This window comes from Pseudomonas sp. P5_152 (assembly GCF_033989915.1).
In the GTDB taxonomy this organism is placed as follows: Bacteria; Pseudomonadota; Gammaproteobacteria; order Pseudomonadales; family Pseudomonadaceae; genus Aquipseudomonas.
In genome coordinates this window covers 4,327,693-4,353,304 of record NZ_JASFAH010000002.1, presented here as the reverse complement: position 1 = coordinate 4,353,304, position 25,612 = coordinate 4,327,693, and the positions used below count along the sequence as shown (strand labels likewise).

Here is a 25,612-nt window from a genome sequence, read left to right as displayed (position 1 = left end):
ATTCCCGGTAAAAATAGTGGCTCCGCTTCCCGCGGCTGACGACTAGGGTGTAGTGACCCTCAGTTATCAGGATTCGCCATGCACCCCTACTTCTCCCTGCAAGGCCGCACCGCTCTGGTGACCGGCGGCACCCGTGGTATCGGCAAAATGATCGCCAAAGCCTTCGTCGAAGCAGGAGCGACGGTGTATGTCTGCGCGCGCGACGCCGAGGCCTGCCAACAGACAGCCGATGAACTGGGCGCCCTGGGGCACTGCCACGCGATCGCGGCCAACCTCGCCACAGAAGAAGGCGTCGCCCAATTGGCCAGTCGTCTCGGCGAACACGTGAGCCACCTGGACATCCTGGTGAACAATGCCGGCACCACCTGGGGAGCGCCGCTGGAGAGCTACCCAGTCAAGGGCTGGGAAAAAGTCATGCAGTTGAACGTGACCTCGGTATTCAACTGCATCCAGCAATTCCTGCCGCTGTTGCGCAAGGCCGGTTCGGCCGCCAATCCGGCCCGGATCATCAACATCGGCTCGGTCGCCGGGATTTCCTCCTTCGGTGAACAGGCGTATGCCTACGGGCCGAGCAAGGCAGCCCTGCACCAACTGTCGCGGATTCTCGCCAGGGAGCTGGTCAGCCAGCACATCAACGTCAACGTGATTGCCCCGGGACGCTTCCCGAGCAAGATGACCCAGCACATCGGTAATGATGAACTGGCACTGGCCGAGGATACGGCGTTGATCCCGATGAAGCGCTGGGGCCGCGTGGAAGAGATGGCGGCGCTGGCGATCAGTCTGGCGAGCACTGCTGGAGCGTATATGACCGGGAACATCATTCCGCTGGATGGCGGATTCAGTCTCTGAAATCGGCGGTGAGGCCATCGCGGGCAAGCCACGCTCCCACAGGGTTCTCGAGCGCACACAAAACCTGTGGGAGCGGCTTGCTCGCGAAGAGGCCGGTACAGGCACAACTGAATCCAGACTGATCGGGGTATCATGCCCGCCTCTATCCCGCCTCGACCGCAAACCATGACCTACAGCGTTTCCCCCATCGGCTTCGTGCGCTCCTGCTTCAAGGAGAAGTTCGCCATTCCCCGCCAGCCCCAACTGGCCCCGGCCGCGCGGGGCATCCTGGAGCTGGTGGCACCGTTCGACCAGGGTGATGCGGTACAGGGCCTGGAGCAGGTCAGTCACGTCTGGCTGCTGTTCCTGTTTCACCAGGCCCTGGAAGACAAGCCACGGCTCAAGGTGCGCCCGCCGCGCCTGGGCGGCAACAAATCCATGGGCGTGTTTGCCACGCGCGCAACCCACCGTCCCAATGGCATCGGGCAGTCAGTGGTGAAACTGGACAAGGTCGAGGCGAATCGCCTTTGGATTTCGGGCATCGACCTGCTCGATGGCACGCCGGTTCTGGACATCAAACCCTACGTCCCCTACGCCGACATCATCGACACAGCCTCCAACAGCATCGCCAGTGCCGCGCCGCAGCTGATTCCCGTGCAGTGGAGGGACGCAGCGCTGCAACAGGCTCACGAGCACGCTCAGCGCCTTGCAGAGCCCCTGGTGGAGCTGATCGAGCAATGCCTGGCACAAGACCCACGCCCGGCCTACCAAATTCCTACATCCGAGCGGGAATATGGCGCGCAGTTTTGGGATCTGGATGTGCGATGGCATTACCCGACACCGGAGCTGATCCGTGTGCTGGAAGTCATTCCCGCGCAGGTATAAACGCCAAAAACGAAAAAGCCCGCGCTGCCCTCTCAGGCTGCGCGGGCTTTTTTTGTAGGAGCTGGCTTGCCAGCGATGAACTCGAAGACACCGCGTTTACCCGGCAAACATGCGTTATCGTTGACGATCATCGCGAGCAGGCTCGCTCCTACAGGTGACCTTCGGTCACTTCTCGACGAACGCACGCTCGATCAGGTAGTCACCCGGCTCACGCATACGCGGCGACACTTTCAGGCCGAAGCTGTTGAGCACTTCGCTGGTCTCGTCGAGCATGCTCGGGCTGCCGCACAACATGGCGCGGTCGTCCTGCGGGTTGATCGGGGGCAGGCCGATGTCGCTGAACAGCTTGCCGCTGCGCATCAGGTCGGTCAGACGGCCTTCGTTTTCGAATGGCTCGCGGGTCACGGTCGGGTAGTAGATCAACTTGTCACGCAGGGCTTCGCCGAAGAACTCGTTCTGCGGCAGGTGCTCGGTGATGAACTCGCGGTAAGCGACTTCGTTGACGTAACGCACGCCGTGGCACAGGATCACTTTTTCGAAACGCTCGTAGGTTTCCGGATCCTGGATCACGCTCATGAAAGGCGCCAGGCCGGTACCGGTACTGAGCAGGTACAGATGTTTGCCAGGTTTGAGGTCGTCCAGCACCAGCGTGCCCGTAGGCTTCTTGCTGATGATGATCTCGTCGCCTTCCTTGAGGTGCTGCAACTGGGAAGTCAGCGGGCCATCAGGCACCTTGATGCTGAAGAACTCCAGATGCTCTTCCCAGTTTGGGCTGGCAATCGAGTAAGCACGCATAAGCGGGCGGCCGTTGGGCTGTTGCAGGCCGATCATCACGAACTGACCGTTCTCGAAGCGCAGGCCCGGATCGCGGGTGCACTTGAAGCTGAACAGAGTGTCGTTCCAGTGGTGAACACTGAGGACACGCTCGTGGTTCATGTTGCTCATGTACGTGGGACTCCTGGAGATTTTGCCTGCGCCGCTGTGCGCAATTGCATCGCATTCTAATGGCAGCGACAATATCTGTTAAATGGATTATTAAGATAAGGGTTATCGGTTATATAGATATGCGATTTACTCTACGTCAACTTCAAGTCTTCGTCGCCGTTGCCCAGCAGGAAAGCGTATCCCGTGCTGCGGGTCTGCTCAACCTCTCGCAATCGGCGGCCAGCACCTCGATCACCGAGCTGGAGCGCCAGTGCAGCTGCCAATTGTTCGATCGCGCCGGCAAACGGCTGAGCCTCAACGCCCTGGGTAAACAGCTGTTGCCGCAAGCGGTGGCCCTGCTCGACCAGGCCAAGGAAATCGAGGACCTGCTCAACGGCAAGTCCGGTTTTGGTTCCCTGGCGGTCGGCGCCACACTGACCATCGGCAATTACCTGGCGACCTTGCTGATCGGTAGCTTCATGCAGCGCCACCCCGAGAGCCAGGTGAAGCTGCACGTCCAGAACACTGCCAATATCGTGCAACAGGTCGCGCACTATGAAATTGATCTGGGTCTAATCGAAGGCGACTGCAGCCATCCGGACATCGAAGTGCAGAGCTGGGTCGAAGATGAGCTGGTGGTGTTCTGTGCCCCCCAGCATCCGCTGGCACAACGCGGCACTGCCAGCATGGAGGAGCTTAGCCATGAGGCGTGGATTCTTCGCGAGCAGGGTTCCGGGACTCGCCTGACCTTCGATCAGGCCATGCGTCATCATCGCAGCGCGTTGAACATCCGCCTGGAGCTGGAACACACCGAAGCGATCAAACGTGCGGTCGAGTCTGGCCTGGGCATTGGCTGCATTTCCCGCCTGGCCCTGCGCGACGCCTTCCGACGCGGCAGCCTGGTGGCGGTGGAAACCCCGGATCTGGACCTGGCGCGGCAGTTCTACTTCATCTGGCACAAACAGAAATACCAGACCTCAGCCATGCGCGAATTCCTCGAACTGTGCCGCGCCTTCACCGCCGGGGTTCAGCGCAGCGACGAGATCGTGCTGCCGAGCATCGCCTGAGGGGTCAGATCAGGATCACCGCCCACACCAGGGCAATCATGCTCAAAGCCACGAACTGCGCGGCGCTGCCCATGTCCTTGGCGTTTTTCGACAGCGGGTGCAGGTCGAGGGAGATGCGGTCAATGGCCGCTTCTACTGCGGAGTTGAGCAACTCCACGATCAGCGCCAGCAGACAGACGGCAATCAGCACAGCCTGTTCGACGCGGCTGACATTCAGAATGAAGGTCAGCGGAATCAGTATCACGTTGAGCAACACCAGTTGCCGAAAAGCCGCTTCGCCGGTGAAAGCGGCGCGCAGGCCGTCCAGGGAGTAGCCCGAAGCGTTGAGGATGCGTTTGAGGCCGGTCTGGCCTTTGAAAGGTGACATATGAGTAGGCAACTGAAAAAAGGAGTGGGAAAGCTAGATCAACAAAAGTCAAAAAAGCGTGAATGAGCCGGCTTCACTGCGGCGAAATTGACTCAAGTTGTTGCAGGAGCAACGCCGCCTGAGTCCGGGTGCGTACCCCCAGCTTGCGGAAAATCGCCGTCACGTGGGCCTTGATGGTCGCTTCCGACACACTCAGCTCGTAGGCAATCTGCTTATTCAGCAAACCTTCGCAGACCATGGTCAGCACGCGGAACTGCTGCGGGGTCAAACTCGCCAGGCCCTCGCTCGCGGCCTTGGCTTCCGGCGAGACACTGACCGCCTCGAACGCTTGCGGTGGCCAGAACACGTCGCCATCCAGCACCGCACGCACCGCCTGCTGGATCACTTCCAGCGAGCTGGATTTGGGAATGAAGCCGCTGGCCCCGAACTCCCGGGACTTGACCATGATCGACGCTTCTTCCTGTGCCGAGACCATCACCACCGGAATCTGCGGGTACTGGCCGCGCAACAGCACCAGCCCGGAGAATCCGTATGCACCCGGCATGTTCAGGTCCAGTAGCACCAGGTCCCAGTCGGCCTTCTCGGTCAGACGGATTTCCAGCTCGGCAATGCTCGCCACTTCCACCAGGCGCACGTCCGGGCCCAGCCCCAGGGTGACAGCCTGGTGCAGTGCGCTACGAAAGAGAGGGTGGTCATCGGCAATCAGGATTTCGTATGTGGCCATTGTTCAAATGATCCTGTTTTTTATGGCAGGCCTGATGCATTCAAGCCTCACCAAAACAACTCAAGGTAGCACCAGCAGGCGCAACCAACAGGGTACGTTCAACGCCAAGAGCCCATAAAACCGGCGTTTCAATCTTCGGCCGCACCCTAATCGGCGCCAAGGATGCCCAGCGAAGCCGGGGTGGTCAAGCCGCATCCTTTACGGCATCTTAGCTGGCTAACTAATAAGAGTGCCATCATGCAGACCAAAGCCCTGCGTGCCGATGTCCTGATGTTGATCACCGCGATGATTTGGGGATCAGGATTTGTCGCACAAACCTCCGGCATGGATCACATCGGTCCTTTCCTCTATTCCGGCCTGCGCTTCGCGCTTGGTTCGTTGTGTCTGCTACCGCTGGTCCTGCGTGGCTCCCGTCAGAACAGCCACCACGAGCCCTTCCTGACCCGTGGCTTGTTGATCGGTGGCGGCCTGATGGGCCTCGCCCTGGCTCTGGGGATCAACCTGCAACAGGTCGGTCTCTTGTTCACCAGCGTGACCAACGCCGGTTTCATCACCGGGCTCTACGTCATCGTCGTGCCACTGCTGGGGCTGTTGATTGGCCACAAGACCGGGCTCGGCACCTGGTTCGGGGCGATTCTGGCGGTGGTCGGAATGTTCCTGCTCAGCGTCGGCGATCAGTTCCAGGTTGCGTCCGGCGACTGGTTGCAATTGATCGGCGCCTTTGTCTGGGGTGGACACGTGGTGCTGGTGGGCGTTTTCGCCAGCCGCCACGACCCGATTCGCCTGGCATTCCTGCAGTTCACTACCTGCGCGGTGGTCAGCCTGGTCCTGGCCCTGTGCCTGGAGACCTTCGAGCTCAACGCAATCATCGCCGCCGGCCCGGCCATCCTCTATGGCGGCCTGATTGCGGTCGGCATCGGCTACACCTTGCAGGTGATCGCCCAGAAAGACGCAATCGCCTCCCATGCCGCGATCATTTTTTCCCTGGAGGCGGTGTTTGCCGCCATTGCCGGGGCCTGGTTACTGGGTGAGGAACTGAGCCCGCGCGGCTATGTCGGCTGTGGGTTGATGCTGGCCGGGATGCTGGCAGCCCAGCTCTGGCCAAAAAGCCCAGCGCTGACTCGCAGCACAACCTAGAGGTAGGGCTTGAGGCGAGCGTGGACTGCGTCGAGCGGATCGATCGCCTGCTGAAACTTGGCTGACAGGTAATGGGTGCTGAAGACGTCCAGGTAGGCGTCCAGCACTTCGCTGGCGGCTAGGTCGTCGGCCAGTTCCAGGCAGAGCGCGGCCACTTCGGCGGTGCAGAAGTGATCATCGCGCTTGGAACGGCGCAACTTGTAGCGCGACAGTTGCTCGGGCTGCAGGCTCAACACCGGCAAATGCTCGAGATAAGGGCTCTTGCGGAACATCTTGCGCGCCTCGCTCCAGGTCGCGTCCAGCAGAATGAACAGCGGGCGCTTGCCCGGTTCCAGCCGGACCTCGCTCACCACCCGCTGCGGGGCGACAAACTCCCCCGGAAACACGATGTACGGCTGCCACTGGGGATCGGCGATCAAGGCCAGCAAACCCGGCTCGACTTCGGTACGCGACCAGGGAAACGCACTGGTCTGCTCGATCACGTCGGCAATCAGCCAGCCGGTATTGCTCGGTTTCATCGGCTCGACATCATGCATCACCAGGCACATGGCCGATTTGGCGGCAACGGTCGGCCGCCAGGCACACATGCAATGGCTGGGGATCACCCGGCAGCCGGCGCACCGCTCAGCTCGCGAACCCCGCGCAACAAAGGGGCGGACGGCACGGGCCAGGCGCTGGGCGCGCAAACGGGAAACGGCGTGGCTCATGGCAGGTTTCGATGGCAAGGGGATTGAATCGACACAAAAAGCGCTCGGCAGGGCAATAAAGTGCCGGCAGTTTACCAGAGCAGCCCGCGCAAGCCTGTACCACCCGCCGCCCGCACCCTATAATTTGCCGCCACTGAACGCTCAGCCCTGTGACGGGTCGAAGCACCAGTCACTGAATCAGGAGAGTTTCATGCTGCGCCTAATCGTCCCCACCGCCGCCCTTGTGCTGGCTTTGCCTTTCTGCGCCCAGGCCGCGTCCCTGAAAGACTTGAACCTGAGCAAGATGCTGGAGAAGGTGGCCGCGGAAAGTAACGTTGGCCTGCCTCGCGAAGTCAGTGACAACATTCTGGACCAGGGCTACACGGTCGAAGGCAAGGAGCTGGTTGATCACCTCAGCGTGCAATCGGTGTACGCCGAAGAAATGCGCGCCAACCCGAAAGCCGTCTACCTGCAACTGGGTGCCAGCGTTTGCCGCAACCCCAACTACCGCAAGTTGATGGCCCAGGGCGCGATCTTGCGTTACGAATTCACCGAGAACAAAACCAACCGCCCGGTGGCCTCGGCCCGATTCCAGGAATCGGACTGCCCGGCAGAGCCTGCGAAAAAGAACAAGTAACTAGCCCGAACCCGCGCGTCGCTGCTCTTCATCGGCGCGCAATTCCGCCACCAGCGCCTGCAAATAAGGCGAGCGCTGTTCCCTGCCCTCCAGCCGCCGTCGACATTCCTCCTCCAGGCTCACCTGATGGTCCTCGGCTGCCGACTTGAGCATCTGATACAGCTGCGTATCGATCTCCAGTATCACCAGAGTCATAACCCGCCTCCGTGCCTAAGAATCGCCACTACTTGCGCGATGACTCCCCACAGCTCCTGGTGCCTTGCGTCTTGCCCTGGACGCACGACAAATGTGTTGCGTGTCTGTATTTCAGTAAATCAGAGCGTAGCGCCTAAGGTGGAGCTTCAGACAAGCGGTGAAAGTCGATCACCTATCGCCAACAAGCTATTGCCAGCACAGACTTTTCAGGACCATGATCAAGTCAGCGCAACTGACGCCGAGCGTCTAGATTTAACCTGTCGATGTTCAATGCTCACGGCAGAAAAGGGGCTGCCATCCAGAGCGGTGTCTTGCGAACATTTCTTTCATCCAAGGGATAAACAGAACCCGTCTGGATGACTCGACGGCCGTCCGCGGCGAGTCGGGTTGGCTGCAATGCCCAGGCGACACGAGGTGTGTCGCGGCCCCGACGAATCTTTCGGTCGGGCCGAAGGTTCTGTGTAGAAGGAGAAGTTGAATGCCTTACCAACCGAATGACCTTCTGATACGTCATTTTCAGAACAACGGTGTCGATCTCACGAGCAAGATCGAAGAACAACTCAACCTGGTTTCCCCCAACAGCCCGAACATTCCGATCTACCGCGACATGATGCTGACCGTCCTGCGCATGGCCCAGGACGACCACAACCGCTGGAATGCCAAGATCACCCTACAAGCCTTGCGCGAACTGGAGCACGCTTTCCGTGTGCTGGAACAGTTCAAGGGACGCCGCAAGGTCACCGTGTTCGGCTCAGCGCGTACTCCGGTGGAGCACCCGCTGTATGCACTGGCCCGTGAACTGGGGGAAAAACTCGCGCAATCGGACCTGATGGTGATCACCGGAGCCGGTGGCGGGATCATGGCCGCCGCTCACGAAGGCGCCGGCCGTGATCACAGCCTTGGGTTCAACATCACCCTGCCCTTCGAACAGCATGCCAACCCCACCGTCGGTGGCACTGCCAACTTGCTGCCCTTCCACTTTTTCTTCACCCGCAAACTGTTCTTCGTCAAGGAAGCCGACGCGCTGGTGCTGTGCCCGGGCGGCTTCGGCACACTGGACGAAGCCCTGGAAGTACTGACCCTGATCCAGACCGGCAAAAGCCCACTGGTACCCGTGGTGCTGCTGGATGCACCGGGCGGCAAGTTCTGGGAAAGCGCATTGGAGTTTATCCGCAATCAATTGGAGGCCAATCGCTACATCCTGCCCAACGACCTGAAGCTGGTGCGTCTGGTGGATAACGCCGAGGAAGCCGTGGCGCAAATCAATCAGTTCTACAGCAACTTCCACTCCAGCCGCTGGCTAAAAAACCAGTTTGTGATCCGTATGAATCACGCGCTCACCGAGCAGGCGCTGGCACACCTGCAAGTGGCGTTCGCCGATCTGTGCCTCAGCGATCACTTTCACCAGCATGCCTACAGTGGCGAGGAGCATGACGAAGCGCAGTTCAGCCACTTGGCGCGTCTGGCGTTCACCTTCAATGCCCGGGATCATGGGCGCCTGCGTGAGTTGGTGGACTACCTCAACCTGCCGGAAAACTGGGTCACCTCCCAGCCCGCAACTGCCCAGCGCCAACGGGACCCCATCAAAGTGACGTGAATAAAAAAGCCCGACTATTTCTAGTCGGGCTTTTTTAGTCGTCCATTGCTCGGCCGCTGAACAACCGGCCGATCATCTCCATGGAGTAACCGCGATAAGCGAGGAAGCGCCCTTGCTTGGCACGCTCGCGGGCATCGATTGGTAAATGCCCGGCAAATTTACGGCGCCAGGTGTCTTCCAGTTGTGCCTGCCAGCTGATTCCACACTCGCGCAAGGCGAGTTCGATATCAGCGCGCTGCAATCCGCGCTGGCTCAACTCTTCACGAATGCGCAAAGGGCCGTAGCCTGAACGGGCCCGGTAGGAAACGAAACTTTCGAGGTAACGGGATTCGGACAGCAACCCCTCTTCCGTCAGACGGTCGAGGGCAGTGTCGATCATTTCATCGGGGGCGCCGCGCTGACGCAGTTTACGCGTCAGCTCGACTCGACCGTGCTCGCGTCGCGCTAGCAGGTCCATTGCGGTTCGCCGCACCGCGACGAGGGTATCGAGTACGGCGGTCATGGGATCAATCAGATATCAGCGTCGGCCAGGTCATCTTCAGTCTCTTTGACCGGCGCGGCGTTGAGGTCCACCGGCGTCAGCAGCTTGTCGCGAATCTGCTTCTCGAGCTTGGCTGCAATGTCCGGGTTGTCCTGCAGGAACTTGGCCGAGTTGGCCTTGCCCTGACCGATCTTGCTGCCGTTGTAGGCATACCAGGCACCGGACTTCTCAACAAAACCGTGCAACACACCCAGGTCGATCATCTCGCCATTGAGGTAGATGCCCTTGCCGTAAAGAATCTGGAACTCGGCCTGACGGAACGGTGCCGCCACCTTGTTCTTGACGACTTTGACGCGGGTTTCGCTGCCGACCACTTCGTCGCCTTCTTTCACCGCGCCAGTACGGCGGATGTCCAGGCGAACCGAGGCGTAGAACTTCAGCGCGTTACCACCGGTGGTGGTTTCCGGGCTGCCGAACATCACGCCGATTTTCATCCGGATCTGGTTGATGAAGATCACCAAGCAATTGGCGTTCTTGATGTTACCGGTGATTTTACGCAGCGCCTGGGACATCAGGCGGGCTTGCAGGCCCACGTGCATGTCGCCCATCTCGCCTTCGATTTCCGCCTTGGGTACCAGTGCAGCCACGGAGTCGACGATGATCACGTCAACCGCGTTGGAACGCACCAGCATGTCGGTGATTTCCAGGGCTTGCTCGCCGGTGTCCGGCTGGGAAACCAGCAGGTCGTCGACGTTGACCCCCAGTTTGCCGGCGTATTCCGGGTCCAGGGCGTGCTCGGCATCGACGAACGCGCAGGTCGCACCGGCTTTTTGCGCTTGGGCGATGACCGACAGGGTCAGGGTGGTTTTACCGGAAGATTCAGGACCGTAGATTTCAACGATACGGCCTTTTGGCAGGCCGCCAATGCCGAGTGCGATGTCCAGACCCAGAGAGCCAGTGGAGATAGCCGGGATCGCCTGACGGTCCTGATCGCCCATACGCATTACGGCACCCTTGCCGAATTGACGTTCGATCTGACCCAGGGCCGCAGCCAAGGCTTTCTTCTTGTTGTCGTCCATTAAAGTCCTCACGTAATCAATAAGGCCTGACGGCCAACACCTGTATAAGTAGACAGTATTATTCCACAGCGATTGTGGATCGCCTACCCCTGATTTGAGATTTCTCCGGCGGCATGTTGCAGCAAGCCCTCTAGCGCGGCCTTCACCGTTTGTCGGCGGACCTCATCGCGGTTACCGGGGAAGTGCCGGCACTCGCTAAACACGGCCTCGCCCACCCCCCAGGCCAGCCAGACAGTCCCCACCGGCTTGGCCGGCGAGCCGCCGTCAGGCCCGGCGATCCCGCTGACCGCCACGGCAAACCGCGCATGGCTGTTGCGCTGCGCGCCGCGAACCATGGCCTCCACGACCTCGCGACTCACCGCCCCGACCTGCTCGAACAACTCGCCCGGCACCTTCAATTGCTGGGTTTTCTGGCGATTGGAGTACGTGACATACCCCGCCTCGAACCAGGCCGAACTGCCGGCAATCCGGGTGATCGCCTCGGCGATACCGCCCCCGGTGCAGGATTCGGCCGTGCTGACGTGGGCATTGAGAACCTGTAGACGCCGGCCCAGTTCCGCGGCCAGCTGAGTGATTTCATTCACGACTCTCTCCTTATCAGACGGGCGTGAGCACTACCCTACATGAGCAGGTTGCGCTTGCAAGGCGCTGGGGAAATCAAAATATGAGTGGCGCCGTGCCCGCGCACTACCGCTGATCCTCTGGGGCCTGGTCTTCCACTACGCCGATGCGCCTGGCCGCCCAGCGCTGATACAAGCCAATGGCGAAATCCGCACCGGCCATCGCCGTCAGGCAGCCGAATGCGGCAGCTGTCCAGGCCGAGATGTTGGCGGCATATAACAGCATCACCACCGAGACACCGCAGATCATGCTCGACCCAGAGCGCAGGCTCAGGCGCCGGACCAATGACCAGCCGCGCTCACCCTCCTTGTCCGCACGCCACATTTCACCAGACAAGCCACCCAGCAGCGTGAGTGCAATGACCAGCCAGACAGGGATCTCCAGCAAGGCTTGCTGTTCGATTGTCATTTGATTGCTCCTGAGTGACGAGTCAAAACATTATGCACTGATGCATATATAGTCAATCGGAAACCCATCACACTCAGCGAATATTCATGCATAAATGCATCAAAACAATTCACCTCCCCCCAAAAAAAACTCCAGGCGCAAAAAAACCCGCCAGAGGACGGGTTGGGATTGGCACAAGAGACAATCAGCGAGCGTACATACCCCACCAGAACACATGCCCCAGGATTACGATCTGCCCGGTCTGGATATCCTGGAAGCCATAGTCCTCATCCGGATGCTCATCGCGATTGAAGCTGCGCAGGCGAATCCCGGTGGGCAGTCGATACAGCTGTTTCACGCGCAACTGGCCGTTGTGGTTGATCGCGTAGAGATCGCCGTCGACGATATCGCCGATCCCGCATTTGCCGGCATTCACCCCTACCGTGGCGCCATCACGCAGCACCGGCAACATGCTGTTGCCGCGCACGGTCACGCATTTGGCCTGATCGAATTGCACGCCGTTGTGGCGCAGGCTGCGCTTGCCAAAACGCAGGCTGGCGCGCTCGCTTTCTTCGATCACGAATCTTCCTGATCCAGCAGCCAATTCAACCTCGCGCAGAAAGGGTACCGAGACCTCGTCGTCTTCGATGGGAGTGTCGTCATCCCACAGGCTGATGTCCTTGAGCTCCGAGTGCGCGGGAGCTCGTGGAGGCGGGTAACCCGGCGCGACATCGACACGGCCACGCAACTGGTCGGTGCTCACACGAAAATACTCGGCGATCTTCGAGATGTGTTTATCCGCCGGATCGGCGATCTTGCCGCCGAGTATCCGCGAGAGGGTGGATTGCGGCACGCCGGTACGCCGGTGAAGCTCCGTAGGGGAGATCCCGTGTTGATCGAGCAGCGCCCTGAGGACGGTAGAAACATTGCGTTTTTGCATACTTTGCATAATGCGGATTCTTTTTCGGGATGACAAATGCTGTTTCGCATAAATTGCCCTTCAGATTCGCAAAACCCCCCCACTTGGCGTTCATCCCTGGGTCGTGCGGAGCCGCCCATGGTAACCTTGCGCCCATCGCGCAAAGGCCTGGGCAACGCCCTCCTTTACCCACCCCTTTGAATGAATCCGCCTGATTACCCGATGAATAAAGCACTTTCCGACCTGTCCTCCCACACCCCGATGATGCAGCAGTACTGGCGCCTGAAGAACCAGCACCCAGACCAGTTGATGTTCTATCGCATGGGGGACTTCTACGAGATCTTCTACGAAGACGCGAAGAAAGCCGCCAAGCTGCTGGACATCACCCTGACGGCGCGTGGGCAGTCGGCCGGCCAGGCGATTCCGATGTGTGGGATTCCTTACCATGCCGCCGAAGGTTACCTCGCCAAGCTGGTCAAGCTGGGCGAATCAGTAGTGATCTGTGAGCAGGTGGGTGATCCGGCGACCAGCAAAGGGCCGGTGGATCGCCAGGTGGTGCGCATCATCACCCCCGGCACCGTCAGCGACGAGGCGTTGCTGGACGAACGGCGCGACAACCTGATCGCTGCTGTGCTGGGTGACGAGCGCCTGTTCGGCCTGGCCGTACTGGACATCACCAGCGGCAACTTCACGGTGCTGGAAATCAAAGGCTGGGAAAACCTGCTGGCCGAGCTGGAACGGGTCAACCCGGTGGAACTGATGATCCCGGATGACTGGCCAAAAGACCTGCCGGCGGAAAAACGGCGTGGCGTTCGTCGTCGCGCGCCGTGGGATTTTGAGCGAGATTCGGCGTTCAAGAGCCTGTGCCAGCAATTTTCCACCCAGGACCTCAAGGGTTTTGGCTGCGAGAACCTGACCCTGGCTATCGGCGCTGCCGGTTGCCTCCTGAGCTATGCCAAGGAAACCCAGCGTACCGCCCTGCCGCACTTGCGCAGCCTGCGGCATGAACGCCTGGACGACACCGTGGTGCTGGACGGCGCGAGCCGACGCAACCTGGAACTGGACACCAACCTGGCCGGTGGCCGCGATAACACCCTGCAATCGGTGGTCGATCGTTGCCAGACTGCCATGGGCAGCCGCCTGCTGACCCGCTGGCTGAACCGCCCGTTGCGCGACCTGCAGGTGCTACAGGCGCGGCAGAGTTCGATCACCTGCCTGCTGGATGGCTATCGCTTCGAGAAACTGCAACCGCAGCTCAAGGAGATCGGCGACATAGAGCGAATCCTGGCGCGGATCGGCCTGCGCAACGCTCGCCCGCGCGACCTGGCACGCCTGCGTGACGCCCTCGGCGCCCTGCCGCAACTGCAAGTGGCGATGAGCGAACTGGAAGCGTCGCACCTGAACCAACTGGCCGTGACCACCAGCACCTATCCCGAACTGGCGGCGCTGCTGGAAAAAGCCATCATCGACAACCCGCCCGCAGTGATCCGCGACGGTGGGGTGTTGAAAACCGGGTACGACACCGAGCTCGACGAGCTGCAATCGCTGAGCGAGAACGCCGGCCAGTTCCTCATCGACCTGGAAGCCCGGGAAAAGGCGCGCACCGGCCTGTCCCACCTGAAGGTCGGTTACAACCGGATTCACGGCTACTTCATCGAACTGCCGAGCAAGCAGGCCGAACAGGCCCCCGCCGACTACATCCGGCGGCAGACGCTCAAGGGTGCCGAGCGTTTCATTACGCCGGAACTCAAGGCATTCGAAGACAAGGCACTGTCGGCCAAGAGCCGAGCGCTGGCTCGCGAGAAAATGCTTTATGAAGCCCTGCTCGAGGACTTGATCAGCCAATTGCCACCCTTGCAGGACACTGCAGCGGCACTGGCCGAGCTGGATGTGCTGAGCAACCTGGCCGAACGCGCGTTGAACCTTGATCTGAACTGCCCGCGTTTCGTCAGCGAGCCGTGCATGCGCATCAGCCAGGGCCGCCACCCAGTGGTCGAGCAAGTGCTGAGCACCCCGTTCGTGGCCAACGACCTGAGCCTGGACGACAACACCCGGATGCTGGTGATCACCGGGCCGAACATGGGCGGTAAATCCACCTATATGCGCCAGACTGCACTGATCGTGTTGCTGGCGCACATCGGCAGCTTCGTGCCGGCGGCCAGCTGTGAGTTGTCGCTGGTGGACCGGATCTTCACCCGGATCGGCTCCAGTGACGACCTTGCAGGCGGGCGCTCGACCTTTATGGTGGAAATGAGCGAAACCGCGAACATTCTGCACAATGCCACCGAACGCAGCCTGGTGCTGATGGACGAAGTGGGCCGTGGCACCAGCACCTTCGACGGCTTGTCCCTGGCCTGGGCGGCGGCCGAGCGCCTGGCCCAACTGCGCGCCTACACGCTGTTCGCTACCCACTACTTCGAGTTGACGGTGCTGCCGGAAGCCCAGCCATTGGTGGCCAACGTGCATCTCAACGCCACCGAACACAACGAGCGCATCGTTTTCCTCCACCACGTGCTGCCTGGCCCCGCCAGCCAGAGCTACGGCCTGGCGGTGGCACAACTGGCGGGTGTGCCCACAGAGGTCATCCTGCGCGCCCGAGAGCACTTGAGCCGCCTGGAAACCACCAGCCTGCCCCATGAAGTCCCGGCTCCAGCCAAAGGCAAACCGGCAGCGCCGCAGCAGAGCGACATGTTCGCCAGCCTGCCCCACCCGGTGCTGGATGAACTGGCAAAACTCGATCTGGATGACCTGACACCACGTCGTGCACTCGAAATGCTCTATACACTGAAGACACGGATCTAACGCTGTTGCCTGCAAGCTGTTAGAATCTCGCGCGGTTTGGGGTGCTGCAGGCTATTAGCCTGGTCTGCAGGCAAGCGCTCCCAAACCTGGCGACCCCACCGTGAAGGGGCGCAGCACGCCGCCTGAGGAGAGAATTAGAAATGACCTTCGTCGTCACCGACAACTGCATCAAGTGCAAGTACACCGACTGCGTAGAAGTCTGTCCGGTGGACTGCTTTTACGAAGGCCCGAACTTCCTGGTGATTCACCCGGATGAGTGCATCGACTGCGCCCTGTGCGAGCCGGAATGCCCTGCTGTGGCCATCTTCTCCGAGGACGAAGTTCCGGACGAGATGCAAGAATTCATTCAGCTGAACGTTGAACTGGCCGAAATCTGGCCCAACATCACTGAGAAGAAAGATTCGCTGCCAGACGCAGCGGAATTTGATGGCGTCAAAGGCAAGATCAAAGACCTGGTTCGCTGATCTTCGCTGCACGCTCAAAAAAGGCCCTTCGCGGGCCTTTTTGCATTTTGGAGCGCGGTACTTTTCAGCTGGCAAAAAAAAGGGGCGGTATGACCCGCCCACATTTTTTCCCTAGTCCCTGTGTTCCTTTTCATCGTCCTGATGAATCACGTCCTTGCGATGTTCCTTGACCATCATCCTTGATGGCTGTGTCTATCCGTCGACACAGGGCTGATATTAAAGGCTTCGCCAGCAATCACAATCACCGCTTAGGCTTAAACAGTAGGTGTAGAAGTGCCTGCGCTAATAATTAATTACTTATAAAACAACATGTTAAAAAATGTATTACTGAGCAACAGCATTCATCCAGCAAGCATAAAAACCGAACACTTACGAAAGAGTAAGCCACGGCTTACAGCAACCCGGGAAAGCACCCGGGATACTCTCCCTGCTAAACACGTGGTGAAATCGCGGGCACAAAAAACCCCGAGATGCCGGGGTTTTTGCTGATCGAGTACCGGGGTTCCTGCTACTGGAACAAAGACTCGCTCGACAATCCATTTTTCTCGAGAATTTCACGCAGACGTTTCAGTCCTTCAACCTGGATCTGCCGGACCCGTTCGCGGGTCAGTCCGATTTCCAGGCCAACGTCTTCCAGCGTGCTGCTCTCATGGCCGCGCAAGCCGAAGCGGCGAATCACCACCTCTCGTTGCTTGTCGGTCAATTCGCACAGCCACTGATCGATACTCTGTGACAGGTCATCATCCTGAAGCAGCTCACAGGGATCGGTAGGGCGGTCGTCAGTCAGGGTGTCCAGCAGGGTTTTATCCGAATCCGGACCCAACGAGACGTCGACCGAAGAAACCCGCTCGTTCAGGCCGAGCATGCGCTTGACCTCTCCCACCGGTTTTTCCAGCAGGTTGGCGATTTCTTCGGGTGAGGGTTCATGATCGAGCTTTTGTGTCAGCTCTCGGGCGGCCCGCAAGTAGACATTCAGCTCTTTGACCACATGAATCGGCAACCGGATGGTCCGGGTTTGATTCATGATCGCGCGCTCGATGGTCTGACGAATCCACCAGGTTGCGTAGGTCGAAAAGCGGAAGCCACGCTCCGGATCAAACTTTTCCACTGCCCGGATCAGCCCAAGGTTGCCCTCTTCGATCAGGTCGAGCAATGACAGCCCACGATTGACGTAGCGTCGGGCGATTTTCACCACCAGTCGCAAGTTGCTTTCAATCATGCGTTTACGCCCGGCCGGATCTCCACTTTGCGACAGGCGCGCAAAATGAACTTCTTCTTCCGGGGACAACAGGGGGGAAAAGCCGATTTCATTGAGATACAACTGGGTAGCATCTAGCGCCCGTGTGTAATCAATGTACTTGTGTTGCTTGAGTGAGGCGGAGTGTTTGGATTTTGCGCGAACTGAAGGTGTAGCAGACCCCTCATTCGACGTCTGATCCGATGCGACGTCGGTCTCCATCAGGAGAACCTCATCGTCGATGTCAAACTCCGGCACTTCTTTACTGAGAGCCATTGTTATAGTCCTTTGGTGAGTTCGACCTCAAGCTCAAGCGGCGCCTTTATCCTTGGCAACGCTGGAGCCTGTTCCTCTACGTGAAGGAACAGGCTGGTAACAAATCAACGACGTGGCAGGAATTGCAGCGGATCTACTGGCTTACCTTGTCGGCGAATCTCAAAATGCAGTTTCACCCGGTCCGTACCCGTTGACCCCATTTCGGCAATTGTCTGCCCAACCTTGACCTGCTGCCCCTCCCGAACCAACAGCCTGCGGTTGTGACCGTAGGCACTGACGTAGGTATCGCTGTGTTTGATAATGACCAATTCACCGTAGCCCCGCAAGCCACTCCCGGCGTAAACGACAGTCCCATCAGACGCAGCTAAAACAGGCTGTCCCAAATCTCCGGCGATATCAATTCCTTTATTCAAACTACCGTTTGAAGAGAATTTTCCAATAAGAATGCCATTAGATGGCCAACCCCATCCTGTGGGAGCGGGCCCCGCTGGAGGCAATGGCGCCGGCGCGGGCTTGCTGGCAGTAGACGGTGCAGCAGTGGCCGTACTGGTGCCGGTCGCCGAAGCCGGACGGCGAGTAACCGTGAATTTTCCGGAAGACGAAGAGTTGGTGGTGGAGGACGTTACGACCGGGGTCGGCGTTGAACCCGAGCGCCCATCGAAGCGAATCGTCTGACCCGGATGTATCGTATAAGGCGTAGGAATGTTGTTGCGCGCGGCGAGGGCTTTGTAGTCCCAGCCGTAGCGGAAAGCGATTGAAAACAAGGTATCGCCGCGACGGACTACGTACTGGCCGGTGGTAACGGCAGGACGCTGGGCGGCCGTGCTGTTGCGATCGACAACCCGCACGTCACTCGACTTGGTGCTGGAGCAACCGACCAGCAATGAGCTCAAGACAAGGCCAGTCACCAGGCACTGAAAGCTTTTTGTACCAATACGCTGCGCAATGACTTTGAGACTCACCCGCCGCTCCCTTTCTGGTGGCTGAAAATAGTAGATGCCTGGTTCAGGCATGAAGTGTCGCAAGTATAACTGGCCGCTGGCGCATTACCGTCGGCAAAACGAAATCGATACAAGCCTGCGTTTACCGGCTGTAGTACAACGACGTTGAAGCCATCCTTGCCGCTGTAAGACCAAGGTAATCGGAGAGAATTCAGCGCCGTTGAACAAATGCTCAGGCCAATGGCCCGTTAAGCAACGGGACGAAGCGCACCGAGCCCAGGACACGCCTGGAAAACCCCTGTTCCTCGCGGATGATCAGCAACAATTGTTGAACCTCGCCTGACCCAACCGGAATCACCAGACGCCCTCCTGGCGCCAACTGATCCAGCAATGCCTGGGGCACATCGGTCGCCACCGCCGTGACGATAATGCCGTTGTAAGGTGCCAATGCCGGCCAGCCTTCCCAACCATCGCCCCAGCGAAACACCACGTTGCGCAGGTTCAATTCCACCAGGCGCTCTTTGGCCCGATCCTGCAGGACCTTGATCCGCTCGACCGAAAACACCCGTTCCACCAGTTGCGACAATACAGCCGTCTGATAGCCGGAACCGGTACCGATCTCCATTACCTTGTCCAACGGCCCCGCCTCTAAAAGCAGCTCGCTCATGCGTGCCACCATATAAGGCTGGGAAATGGTCTGGTTGTGGCCAATCGGCAAGGCCGTGTCTTCGTAGGCACGGTGGGCCAGCGCTTCATCGACAAACAGATGGCGCGGTGTACGGCGGATCACTTCCAGGACCTGAGCGTTGCTCACGCCTTCTTCATAAAGTCGCTGGATCAAGCGTTCACGGGTCCGCTGGGAAGTCATCCCGATCCCGCGGCGCAGCATATCGTCTTGCTCGCGAGCCATCAGCGCAGCCCCTCCAGCCAGCCATCGAGACTGGCAAAGGCATCATTGAAGGTGCGATCGAGCTGCAGCGGGGTGATGGAGACATACCCCTGCATGACGGCATGGAAATCCGTACCCGGCCCACCATCTTCCGCATCGCCGGCCGCAGCAATCCAGTAGCCGGACTTGCCGCGTGGGTCGACCACCTTGGTCGGCGCCGCAGCGCGTGCCCGGTGGCCCAGGCGGGTCAGTTGAATGCCCCGGATGTGGTCCAGCGGCAGGTTCGGAATGTTCACGTTCAACACCGTGCGCGGCGGCAGATTCAGCTCGGCATGAGCTTCCACCAGTTTGCGCGCAAAGTAGGCGGCTGTCGGCAAATTATCCACCTGCCGCGAGACCAGGGAAAACGCAAAGGACGGCTTGGCGAGGAAGCGCCCTTCGAGTGCCGCCGCAACCGTACCGGAATACAGCACGTCGTCCCCCAGGTTGGCACCCAGGTTGATCCCGGAAACCACCATGTCCGGCTCGCGCTCGAGCAAGCCGTTGAGGCCCAGGTGCACACAATCGGTCGGCGTGCCATTCAGGCTGATAAAGCCGTTGGCCAGGGTTTGCGGGTGCAGCGGACGGTCCAGCGTCAGCGAACTGCTGGCGCCGCTCTTGTCCTGGTCCGGGGCGATAACCACGCACTCGGTGTAATCCGCCAGCGCAGCATAAAGCGCGGCGAGACCGGGTGCGGTTACCCCGTCGTCGTTAGAAATCAGAATACGCATGGGCTGTCCGTCTGCCCCACCGGCACCAGATCAACGAGTTCACGCACCAATACGGTGGCGAAGCATCCGGCCGGCAGGACGAATTCCAGTTGCAGAATGTCCAGCGAAGGATAATGCCACGTCAACCCGCCAATGGGCAGCCGCAGGATGCGTCGTTCATGGCTCATTCCGGCGTTTACCAGCCAATCGCGCAGGTCCGCTTCGTTCGTGGCGATCCGTTGCTCCAGCTCATGAGTCGCACCAGCGGCAGGTGAATCGCCCTCGCCCCATTGCGGCCCGGTCGGATGCAGGTCGAGGATCGCCAGGCGCGGGTCGCTGCACTCCGCTTCGCCAGCCGGGAAAAAGCTGCGGCTGTCGGTGAAAGCCAGTAAGTCGCCAACCTGAGCGCGCTGCCAACTACCGTCGGCAACACGCGCCGCCAGCACCTGATTGAACAGAAAGCTACGGGCGGTGGACAGCAACCGCGAACGCACATTGCGCTGCTCCGGCAAGGCCTTGCGTGCCGCCCAGGCACGCGCGTCCACCACGTTGCCACCGTCATGGCCGAAACGTTGTGCACCGAAGTAATTGGGAATGCCCTGCTTGACGATCAGTTGCAGACGCGCTTCGAGCGCCTCTTTGTCACCGGCGAACTGGGTCAGGCGCAAGGTAAAACCGTTGGCCGAATGCGCGCCCCGTTGCAGCTTGCGCTTGTGCCGGGCGGTCTTGAGAATTTTCAGGGTGTCGTTTTCAGCCGCCGACAAATCCGGATCGGCCTTGCCCGGTAATTGCACGCTGAACCACTGTCGGGTCAGCGCTTGACGATCCTTCAGGCCGGCATAGCTGACGGTGCGCAAGGGCACGCCGGCGGCCTTGGCGATGCGTCGTGCCGCTTCCTCGGTGTTCAGGCCGCGCTTTTCCACCCAGATCCACAGGTGCTCACCATCGCCAGTCAGCGGAATATCGAGCACTTCATCGACCTGGAAATCTTCCGCGATGGCTTTCAGTACGGCGCTGCCGAGGGGTTCGCCGTAGGCACGCGGGCCGAGCAATTGCGCTTCGTTCATGGGCGCAGCAACAAGGCAACGGAATGCACGGCAATGCCTTCTTCGCGACCGACAAAGCCGAGTTTTTCGGTGGTGGTAGCTTTCACGTTCACTTGATCCAGTTCAACTTGAAGATCGGCGGCAATCAGCGCGCGCATCGCTTCGATATGGGGAGCCATTTTCGGCGCCTGGGCGACGATGGTGTTGTCGACGTTGCCGACTTTCCAGCCCTTGGCGTGAATCAGCGCAACGACATGACGCAACAGCACACGGCTGTCAGCACCCTTGAACTGGGGGTCGGTATCGGGGAAGTGTTTACCGATATCGCCCAGTGCCGCAGCACCCAGCAAGGCATCGCTCAACGCGTGCAACAATACGTCGCCGTCGGAGTGGGCGAGCAGCCCGAAGCTGTGTGCAATCCGCACGCCGCCCAGAGTGATGAAATCGCCTTCAGCAAAACGGTGCACATCGTAGCCGTGGCCAATACGCATAAAAAAACGCCCTGATTGAGTCAGGGCGTGATTCTACCTGCTTTAGGCGCCTAGGGCGTGCGCGTGATGCCGTAAGTGATCATCGATGAAGCTGGCGATGAAGAAATAGCTGTGGTCGTAGCCCGGTTGCAGGCGCAAGGTCAGCGGATGGCCGGCGAGTTTGGCTGCCTGCTGCAAGGCTTCAGGCTTGAGTTGGGTGGCGAGGAAGTCGTCCCGATCACCCTGGTCGACCAGCAGCGGCAGCTGTTCGCTGGCTTCGCTGATCAGCACCGTAGCATCCCACTCTCGCCACTTCGAACGCTCTTCACCCAGATAGCGCGAAAAGGCCTTCTGACCCCACGGGCAATCCATTGGGTTGTTGATCGGCGCGAACGCCGAGACCGACTGGTAGCGCCCCGGGTTACGCAGTGCGCACACCAGTGCACCGTGGCCACCCATGGAGTGACCGCTGACGCCGCGTTTGTCCGAGGCCGGGAAATGCGCCTCGACCAATGCCGGTAATTCCTGCACCACGTAGTCGTGCATCCGATAGTGTTTGGCCCAGGGTTGCTGGGTGGCATTCACGTAAAACCCGGCCCCTAGGCCAAAGTCCCAGGCGCCTTCAGGGTCCCCCGGCACATCGGCACCACGCGGACTGGTGTCCGGCGCCACGATGATCAAGCCAAGCTCGGCCGCCAGGCGCATGGCACCAGCCTTGTGCATGAAGTTCTCATCGGTGCAGGTCAAGCCCGACAACCAATACAGCACCGGCAACTTGCCACCCTGCTCCGCCTGGGGTGGCAGGTACACGGCAAACACCATGTCGCAACCCAGCACTTGGGAGTGATGTCTGTAGCGTTTGTGCCAGCCACCGAAGCTCTTCTGGCATGAGATGTTTTCCAGACTCATGGGAGTACTCCCAGCTTCAAGCCGCAAGCTGTGAACCGCAAGAGAGGGGAACCCGCTTGCCGCTTACAGCTTGGCGCTTGGCGCTGCGCTTAAAAGTGGATGACGGTGCGAATGCTCTTGCCTTCATGCATCAGGTCAAAAGCCTTGTTGATGTCTTCCAGGCCCATGGTGTGGGTGATGAAAGTGTCCAGTGGAATCTCGCCGGTCTGGGCCATTTCCACATAGCTTGGCAATTCGCTGCGACCGCGCACCCCACCAAAGGCCGACCCGCGCCATACGCGCCCGGTGACCAACTGGAACGGACGGGTGGCGATTTCCTGGCCAGCGCCGGCCACGCCGATGATCACCGACTCGCCCCAGCCTTTGTGGCAGCATTCCAGTGCCGCACGCATCAATTGGACATTGCCGATGCACTCAAAGGAAAAGTCCACGCCGCCATCGGTCATGTCGACAATGACCTCCTGGATCGGACGGTCGAAATCTTTCGGATTCACACAATCGGTGGCGCCCAACTGCTTGGCGATCTCGAACTTGCCCGGGTTGATGTCGATCGCAATGATGCGCGCGGCCTTGGCCTTGACCGCACCGATCACGGCCGACAGGCCGATGCCGCCCAGGCCAAAGATGGCCACGGTATCGCCCGGCTTGACCTTGGCAGTGTTGATCACCGCACCAATCCCGGTGGTCACGCCGCAGCCCAGCAGGCAGACCTTTTCCAGCGGCGCCTCTTTAGGAATCTTGGCCACGGAAATTTCCGGCAGCACGGTGTACTCGGAGAAAGTCGAGGTCCCCATGTAGTGGAAAATCGGCTGGCCTTTGTAGGAGAAGCGAGTAGTGCCGTCCGGCATCAGGCCCTTGCCCTGGGTCGCACGGATCGCCTGGCAGAGGTTGGTCTTGCCCGACTTGCAGAATTTGCACTGGCCGCATTCCGGGGTGTAGAGCGGGATCACATGATCGCCCACGGCCACCGAGGTCACGCCCTCGCCAATGGCTTCGACAACCGCGCCACCTTCGTGACCGAGGATCGACGGGAAGATGCCTTCCGGATCGGCACCCGACAAGGTGTAGGCGTCGGTGTGGCAAACGCCGGAGGCGACCACGCGCAACAGCACTTCACCGGCCTTGGGCATGGCGACATCGACCTCAACGATCTCCAGGGGTTTCTTGGCCTCGAAGGCAACGGCAGCGCGCGACTTGATCATCCTGACTCTCCAGCGAATTAAAACGAGACCGGGAGTGTAATACACGGCCATCCGATGAATAATCGAGACAAATGCAAAATATTATTGCCATACAGGGATAATCAGAATGTCCGAGAACCGCTGGGAAGGCATCGACGAGTTCGTCGCCGTCGCCGAATGCAGCCAGTTCACCGCCGCCGCTGAACGCCTGGGAGTCTCTTCCTCCCACGTCAGTCGACAAATCGTACGCCTGGAAGAACGCCTGCAAACCCGCCTGCTCTACCGCAGCACGCGCCGGGTGACCCTCACCGAGGCTGGACAAACCTTCCTGCAACATTGCCAACGACTGCAGGACGGACGCGAAGAGGCCTTGCGCGCCGTCGGCGACCTGACCAGCGAACCCAAGGGCATGCTGCGCATGACCTGTGCCGTGGCGTACGGCGAGCGCTTCATCGTGCCGCTGGTGACCGGCTTCATGGGGCTTTACCCACAGCTGCGGGTCGACATCGAACTGAGTAACCGCCCCTTGGACCTGGTCCACGAAGGCCTCGACCTGGCCATTCGCCTTGGCCGCCTGCAGGACTCGCGCCTGGTGGCCACCCGCCTGGCACCACGGCGCATGTACCTGTGCGCCTCCCCCTCCTACCTCGAGCGTTATGGACGCCCCCATAGCCTGTCGGAACTGAGCCGGCACAACTGCCTCATCGGCAGTTCGGACCTTTGGCAACTGGAACAAAACGGCCGCGAGTTTTCCCAGCGAGTCCAAGGCAACTGGCGCTGCAACAGCGGGCAAGCCGTCCTGGATGCCGCGCTCCAGGGCGTTGGCCTGTGCCAACTCCCTGACTACTACGTGCTGGAACACCTGACCAGTGGCGCCCTGGTGTCGCTTCTCGACGCCCACCAGCCACCGAACACCGCGGTCTGGGCGTTGTACCCACAGCAACGACATCTGTCGCCGAAGGTGCGCAAATTGGTCGATTTTCTTAAGGAAGGGTTGGCAAAACGGCCGGAATACAGCAGCTAGCCTGCTGCCAGGCTGAGCGATGGGCCGTACGTGAGGGTGAAACCTTAAGTAGGAGTTAGCACCGCAACGGGTATGACCACCAACCTCTACAGAGCCCCGCGCTGCCCCCAACGCAACCGCAACCACTCAAGATCCTCAGGCCGCGTCACCTTGAGGTTATCCGCCCGCCCTTCGATCAAGCGCGGCGCCTGCCCCGACCACTCCATCGCCGAAGCCTCGTCAGTGATCGTGACATCCGCCACCAGACTATCGGCCAACGCCCGATGCAGGGCCCCCAGGCGAAACATCTGCGGCGTATACGCCTGCCAGATCAAACTCCGGTCAACGGTCTCAAGCACCCGGCCGTGTTTGTCCGCCCGCTTGAGGGTGTCACGCGCCGGCACGGCCAGCAGCCCACCCACCGGATCATCCGCCAGCTGGGACAGCAGCTTGTCGAGATCATCACGAGTCAGGTTCGGCCGTGCCGCATCATGGACCAACACCCAATCCTCATCGCCAGCCCCCTGCGCATGCAGGTGCAACAAGGCATTGAGTACCGACCCCGAACGCTCTTCGCCACCGTCCACCCGCTGAATGCGCGGGTCGGCAGCGCAGGCCAGGTTCGGCCAATAAGGATCATCGATCGCCAGACTGACCACCAACCCCTTCAAGGCCGGGTGATCAAGGAAACAGCCAAGGCTGTGTTCAAGAATTGTGCGTCCGCCCAATTGCAGATACTGCTTGGGACGGTCGGCTGCCATACGGGCACCGACACCCGCGGCAGGAATCACGGCCCAGAAGGCCGGCAAGCTATTCATCATTGAGCCAGCTGGTAAAGGGTTTCACCGTCCTTGACCATGCCCAACTCATGGCGAGCCCGCTCTTCAACGGTCTCCATGCCTTTTTTCAGCTCCATCACTTCGGCGTCCATCACCCGGTTGCGCTCCAGCAGCGTCTGGTTTTCAGCCTGCTGATCGGCAATTTGCTGAGTCAGGTCGGCCACCTGTGCCAGGCTGCCGTTTCCCACCCACAGGCGGTACTGCAACCCCCCCAGGAGCAAGAGCAAGACAAGAAACAACCAATAGGGACTGCGCATCGAATATCAGGTATC

The 25,612-nt window shown here is 59.9% G+C and carries 29 protein-coding genes; 9 read left to right on the top strand and 20 right to left on the bottom strand.

Annotated elements, in window-relative coordinates; all coding sequences use genetic code 11:
- Positions 1–78 precede the first annotated feature (78 nt).
- Positions 79–849 carry an SDR family oxidoreductase gene (locus tag QMK50_RS19595; protein WP_095166881.1) on the top strand — a complete coding sequence of 257 codons (771 nt, stop codon included), beginning with the start codon at positions 79–81 and terminating at the stop codon, positions 847–849.
- A 165-nt stretch (positions 850–1,014) separates the two neighbouring features.
- Positions 1,015–1,713: a tRNA (N6-threonylcarbamoyladenosine(37)-N6)-methyltransferase TrmO gene (tsaA, locus tag QMK50_RS19590; protein ID WP_320334531.1), complete on the top strand. Its 699-nt coding sequence runs from the start codon at positions 1,015–1,017 to the stop codon at positions 1,711–1,713.
- 165 nt (positions 1,714–1,878) lie between these two features.
- Here tsaA and fpr read toward each other — a convergent pair whose 3' ends face one another.
- Complete coding sequence (gene fpr, locus QMK50_RS19585) at positions 1,879–2,658, bottom strand: ferredoxin-NADP reductase (protein WP_003443014.1); 780 nt, start codon at positions 2,656–2,658, stop codon at positions 1,879–1,881.
- 119 nt (positions 2,659–2,777) lie between these two features.
- Between fpr and QMK50_RS19580 the strand changes: the two genes are divergently transcribed.
- Positions 2,778–3,704, top strand: a complete 927-nt coding sequence (locus QMK50_RS19580) for a LysR family transcriptional regulator (RefSeq protein ID WP_095166878.1) — start codon at positions 2,778–2,780, stop codon at positions 3,702–3,704.
- A gap of 4 nt (positions 3,705–3,708) precedes the next feature.
- On the opposite strand, the gene QMK50_RS19575 is transcribed toward QMK50_RS19580, so the two are convergent.
- Together QMK50_RS19575 and erdR are read right to left on the bottom strand one after the other, a co-directional pair.
- Positions 3,709–4,071, bottom strand: a complete 363-nt coding sequence (locus QMK50_RS19575) for a diacylglycerol kinase (RefSeq protein ID WP_095166877.1) — start codon at positions 4,069–4,071, stop codon at positions 3,709–3,711.
- Between the two features lie 73 nt (positions 4,072–4,144).
- Positions 4,145–4,795: a response regulator transcription factor ErdR gene (gene erdR / locus QMK50_RS19570; RefSeq protein ID WP_159994067.1), complete on the bottom strand. Its 651-nt coding sequence runs from the start codon at positions 4,793–4,795 to the stop codon at positions 4,145–4,147.
- A 237-nt stretch (positions 4,796–5,032) separates the two neighbouring features.
- On the opposite strand from erdR, the gene QMK50_RS19565 reads away from it, so the two are divergent.
- Positions 5,033–5,932, top strand: coding sequence for a DMT family transporter (locus QMK50_RS19565; protein WP_095166873.1), 900 nt, complete (start codon positions 5,033–5,035; stop codon positions 5,930–5,932).
- On the opposite strand, the gene QMK50_RS19560 is transcribed toward QMK50_RS19565, so the two are convergent.
- On the bottom strand, positions 5,929–6,639 hold the full coding sequence (locus tag QMK50_RS19560; protein WP_095166871.1) for a tRNA-uridine aminocarboxypropyltransferase: 711 nt from the start codon (positions 6,637–6,639) through the stop codon (positions 5,929–5,931). The genes QMK50_RS19565 and QMK50_RS19560 overlap by 4 nt on opposite strands.
- Positions 6,640–6,829: 190 nt before the next feature.
- On the opposite strand from QMK50_RS19560, the gene QMK50_RS19555 reads away from it, so the two are divergent.
- The gene (locus QMK50_RS19555; protein ID WP_095166869.1) at positions 6,830–7,255 is read left to right on the top strand and encodes a PA3611 family quorum-sensing-regulated virulence factor; all 426 of its coding nucleotides are present in this window, start codon (positions 6,830–6,832) and stop codon (positions 7,253–7,255) included.
- On the opposite strand, the gene QMK50_RS19550 is transcribed toward QMK50_RS19555, so the two are convergent.
- Positions 7,256–7,450 carry a hypothetical protein gene (locus tag QMK50_RS19550; protein WP_095166855.1) on the bottom strand — a complete coding sequence of 65 codons (195 nt, stop codon included), beginning with the start codon at positions 7,448–7,450 and terminating at the stop codon, positions 7,256–7,258. It abuts the gene before it with no gap.
- 478 nt (positions 7,451–7,928) lie between these two features.
- Between QMK50_RS19550 and QMK50_RS19545 the strand changes: the two genes are divergently transcribed.
- On the top strand, positions 7,929–9,047 hold the full coding sequence (locus tag QMK50_RS19545) for a TIGR00730 family Rossman fold protein (RefSeq protein ID WP_095166853.1): 1,119 nt from the start codon (positions 7,929–7,931) through the stop codon (positions 9,045–9,047).
- A 34-nt stretch (positions 9,048–9,081) separates the two neighbouring features.
- Here QMK50_RS19545 and recX read toward each other — a convergent pair whose 3' ends face one another.
- The 5 genes from recX to QMK50_RS19520 all read right to left on the bottom strand — a co-directional run bounded on the left by recX (position 9,082) and on the right by QMK50_RS19520 (position 12,564).
- On the bottom strand, positions 9,082–9,549 hold the full coding sequence (recX, locus tag QMK50_RS19540) for a recombination regulator RecX (RefSeq protein ID WP_095166851.1): 468 nt from the start codon (positions 9,547–9,549) through the stop codon (positions 9,082–9,084).
- Positions 9,550–9,557: 8 nt separating this feature from the next.
- Complete coding sequence (gene recA / locus QMK50_RS19535) at positions 9,558–10,607, bottom strand: recombinase RecA (protein ID WP_095166849.1); 1,050 nt, start codon at positions 10,605–10,607, stop codon at positions 9,558–9,560.
- Between the two features lie 83 nt (positions 10,608–10,690).
- Positions 10,691–11,191, bottom strand: a complete 501-nt coding sequence (locus tag QMK50_RS19530) for a CinA family protein (protein WP_159994057.1) — start codon at positions 11,189–11,191, stop codon at positions 10,691–10,693.
- Between the two features lie 103 nt (positions 11,192–11,294).
- Positions 11,295–11,636, bottom strand: coding sequence for a phage holin family protein (locus QMK50_RS19525; protein WP_095166845.1), 342 nt, complete (start codon positions 11,634–11,636; stop codon positions 11,295–11,297).
- A gap of 184 nt (positions 11,637–11,820) precedes the next feature.
- Positions 11,821–12,564: a helix-turn-helix transcriptional regulator gene (locus QMK50_RS19520; protein ID WP_320333752.1), complete on the bottom strand. Its 744-nt coding sequence runs from the start codon at positions 12,562–12,564 to the stop codon at positions 11,821–11,823.
- A gap of 192 nt (positions 12,565–12,756) precedes the next feature.
- On the opposite strand from QMK50_RS19520, the gene mutS reads away from it, so the two are divergent.
- On the top strand, positions 12,757–15,336 hold the full coding sequence (gene mutS, locus QMK50_RS19515; RefSeq protein WP_320333751.1) for a DNA mismatch repair protein MutS: 2,580 nt from the start codon (positions 12,757–12,759) through the stop codon (positions 15,334–15,336).
- Between the two features lie 140 nt (positions 15,337–15,476).
- Positions 15,477–15,800, top strand: a complete 324-nt coding sequence (gene fdxA / locus QMK50_RS19510; protein ID WP_095166841.1) for a ferredoxin FdxA — start codon at positions 15,477–15,479, stop codon at positions 15,798–15,800.
- A gap of 508 nt (positions 15,801–16,308) precedes the next feature.
- Here fdxA and rpoS read toward each other — a convergent pair.
- From rpoS to QMK50_RS19470, 8 genes are all read right to left on the bottom strand, one after another.
- Complete coding sequence (gene rpoS / locus QMK50_RS19505; protein WP_095166839.1) at positions 16,309–17,313, bottom strand: RNA polymerase sigma factor RpoS; 1,005 nt, start codon at positions 17,311–17,313, stop codon at positions 16,309–16,311.
- 104 nt (positions 17,314–17,417) lie between these two features.
- Positions 17,418–18,275 carry a peptidoglycan DD-metalloendopeptidase family protein gene (locus QMK50_RS19500; RefSeq protein WP_095166837.1) on the bottom strand — a complete coding sequence of 286 codons (858 nt, stop codon included), beginning with the start codon at positions 18,273–18,275 and terminating at the stop codon, positions 17,418–17,420.
- A 211-nt stretch (positions 18,276–18,486) separates the two neighbouring features.
- Positions 18,487–19,122 (bottom strand): protein-L-isoaspartate(D-aspartate) O-methyltransferase, encoded by a 636-nt coding sequence (locus QMK50_RS19495; protein WP_174244610.1) that lies wholly within the window; start codon positions 19,120–19,122, stop codon positions 18,487–18,489.
- Between the two features lie 41 nt (positions 19,123–19,163).
- Complete coding sequence (surE, locus tag QMK50_RS19490; protein ID WP_159994049.1) at positions 19,164–19,913, bottom strand: 5'/3'-nucleotidase SurE; 750 nt, start codon at positions 19,911–19,913, stop codon at positions 19,164–19,166.
- A complete protein-coding gene (truD, locus tag QMK50_RS19485; RefSeq protein ID WP_320333750.1) occupies positions 19,901–20,959 on the bottom strand; it encodes a tRNA pseudouridine(13) synthase TruD in 1,059 nt (352 codons plus the stop codon). The genes surE and truD overlap by 13 nt, the downstream gene beginning before the upstream one ends.
- Positions 20,956–21,429 carry a 2-C-methyl-D-erythritol 2,4-cyclodiphosphate synthase gene (gene ispF / locus QMK50_RS19480; protein ID WP_095166830.1) on the bottom strand — a complete coding sequence of 158 codons (474 nt, stop codon included), beginning with the start codon at positions 21,427–21,429 and terminating at the stop codon, positions 20,956–20,958. The genes truD and ispF overlap by 4 nt, the downstream gene beginning before the upstream one ends.
- A 42-nt stretch (positions 21,430–21,471) precedes the next feature.
- Positions 21,472–22,317 carry an S-formylglutathione hydrolase gene (gene fghA / locus QMK50_RS19475; protein ID WP_095166828.1) on the bottom strand — a complete coding sequence of 282 codons (846 nt, stop codon included), beginning with the start codon at positions 22,315–22,317 and terminating at the stop codon, positions 21,472–21,474.
- An 89-nt stretch (positions 22,318–22,406) separates the two neighbouring features.
- Positions 22,407–23,519 (bottom strand): S-(hydroxymethyl)glutathione dehydrogenase/class III alcohol dehydrogenase, encoded by a 1,113-nt coding sequence (locus QMK50_RS19470; protein ID WP_159994045.1) that lies wholly within the window; start codon positions 23,517–23,519, stop codon positions 22,407–22,409.
- A gap of 106 nt (positions 23,520–23,625) precedes the next feature.
- Between QMK50_RS19470 and QMK50_RS19465 the strand changes: the two genes are divergently transcribed.
- Positions 23,626–24,522, top strand: coding sequence for a LysR substrate-binding domain-containing protein (locus QMK50_RS19465; RefSeq protein ID WP_095166824.1), 897 nt, complete (start codon positions 23,626–23,628; stop codon positions 24,520–24,522).
- A gap of 86 nt (positions 24,523–24,608) precedes the next feature.
- Here QMK50_RS19465 and ispD read toward each other — a convergent pair whose 3' ends face one another.
- Complete coding sequence (gene ispD / locus QMK50_RS19460) at positions 24,609–25,322, bottom strand: 2-C-methyl-D-erythritol 4-phosphate cytidylyltransferase (RefSeq protein WP_320333749.1); 714 nt, start codon at positions 25,320–25,322, stop codon at positions 24,609–24,611.
- Positions 25,319–25,597, bottom strand: a complete 279-nt coding sequence (ftsB, locus tag QMK50_RS19455) for a cell division protein FtsB (protein ID WP_027619031.1) — start codon at positions 25,595–25,597, stop codon at positions 25,319–25,321. Before ftsB ends, ispD begins: the two co-directional genes overlap by 4 nt.
- Positions 25,598–25,612 lie beyond the last annotated feature (15 nt).

Coding starts and splice junctions, on each gene's coding strand:
- QMK50_RS19555 (WP_095166869.1), top strand. CDS start 6,830: ATGCTGCGCCTAATCGTCCCCACCGCCGCCCTTGTGCTGGCTTTGCCT.
- QMK50_RS19550 (WP_095166855.1), bottom strand. CDS start 7,450: ATGACTCTGGTGATACTGGAGATCGATACGCAGCTGTATCAGATGCTC.
- QMK50_RS19595 (WP_095166881.1), top strand. CDS start 79: ATGCACCCCTACTTCTCCCTGCAAGGCCGCACCGCTCTGGTGACCGGC.
- QMK50_RS19495 (WP_174244610.1), bottom strand. CDS start 19,122: ATGACTTCCCAGCGGACCCGTGAACGCTTGATCCAGCGACTTTATGAA.
- ispF (WP_095166830.1), bottom strand. CDS start 21,429: ATGCGTATTGGCCACGGCTACGATGTGCACCGTTTTGCTGAAGGCGAT.
- tsaA (WP_320334531.1), top strand. CDS start 1,015: ATGACCTACAGCGTTTCCCCCATCGGCTTCGTGCGCTCCTGCTTCAAG.
- recA (WP_095166849.1), bottom strand. CDS start 10,607: ATGGACGACAACAAGAAGAAAGCCTTGGCTGCGGCCCTGGGTCAGATC.
- QMK50_RS19520 (WP_320333752.1), bottom strand. CDS start 12,564: ATGCAAAGTATGCAAAAACGCAATGTTTCTACCGTCCTCAGGGCGCTG.
- rpoS (WP_095166839.1), bottom strand. CDS start 17,313: ATGGCTCTCAGTAAAGAAGTGCCGGAGTTTGACATCGACGATGAGGTT.
- QMK50_RS19580 (WP_095166878.1), top strand. CDS start 2,778: ATGCGATTTACTCTACGTCAACTTCAAGTCTTCGTCGCCGTTGCCCAG.
- QMK50_RS19565 (WP_095166873.1), top strand. CDS start 5,033: ATGCAGACCAAAGCCCTGCGTGCCGATGTCCTGATGTTGATCACCGCG.
- QMK50_RS19525 (WP_095166845.1), bottom strand. CDS start 11,636: ATGACAATCGAACAGCAAGCCTTGCTGGAGATCCCTGTCTGGCTGGTC.
- QMK50_RS19470 (WP_159994045.1), bottom strand. CDS start 23,519: ATGATCAAGTCGCGCGCTGCCGTTGCCTTCGAGGCCAAGAAACCCCTG.
- QMK50_RS19575 (WP_095166877.1), bottom strand. CDS start 4,071: ATGTCACCTTTCAAAGGCCAGACCGGCCTCAAACGCATCCTCAACGCT.
- ftsB (WP_027619031.1), bottom strand. CDS start 25,597: ATGCGCAGTCCCTATTGGTTGTTTCTTGTCTTGCTCTTGCTCCTGGGG.
- truD (WP_320333750.1), bottom strand. CDS start 20,959: ATGAACGAAGCGCAATTGCTCGGCCCGCGTGCCTACGGCGAACCCCTC.
- mutS (WP_320333751.1), top strand. CDS start 12,757: ATGAATAAAGCACTTTCCGACCTGTCCTCCCACACCCCGATGATGCAG.
- fdxA (WP_095166841.1), top strand. CDS start 15,477: ATGACCTTCGTCGTCACCGACAACTGCATCAAGTGCAAGTACACCGAC.
- recX (WP_095166851.1), bottom strand. CDS start 9,549: ATGACCGCCGTACTCGATACCCTCGTCGCGGTGCGGCGAACCGCAATG.
- fghA (WP_095166828.1), bottom strand. CDS start 22,317: ATGAGTCTGGAAAACATCTCATGCCAGAAGAGCTTCGGTGGCTGGCAC.
- QMK50_RS19545 (WP_095166853.1), top strand. CDS start 7,929: ATGCCTTACCAACCGAATGACCTTCTGATACGTCATTTTCAGAACAAC.
- ispD (WP_320333749.1), bottom strand. CDS start 25,322: ATGATGAATAGCTTGCCGGCCTTCTGGGCCGTGATTCCTGCCGCGGGT.
- fpr (WP_003443014.1), bottom strand. CDS start 2,658: ATGAGCAACATGAACCACGAGCGTGTCCTCAGTGTTCACCACTGGAAC.
- surE (WP_159994049.1), bottom strand. CDS start 19,913: ATGCGTATTCTGATTTCTAACGACGACGGGGTAACCGCACCCGGTCTC.
- QMK50_RS19560 (WP_095166871.1), bottom strand. CDS start 6,639: ATGAGCCACGCCGTTTCCCGTTTGCGCGCCCAGCGCCTGGCCCGTGCC.
- erdR (WP_159994067.1), bottom strand. CDS start 4,795: ATGGCCACATACGAAATCCTGATTGCCGATGACCACCCTCTCTTTCGT.
- QMK50_RS19465 (WP_095166824.1), top strand. CDS start 23,626: ATGTCCGAGAACCGCTGGGAAGGCATCGACGAGTTCGTCGCCGTCGCC.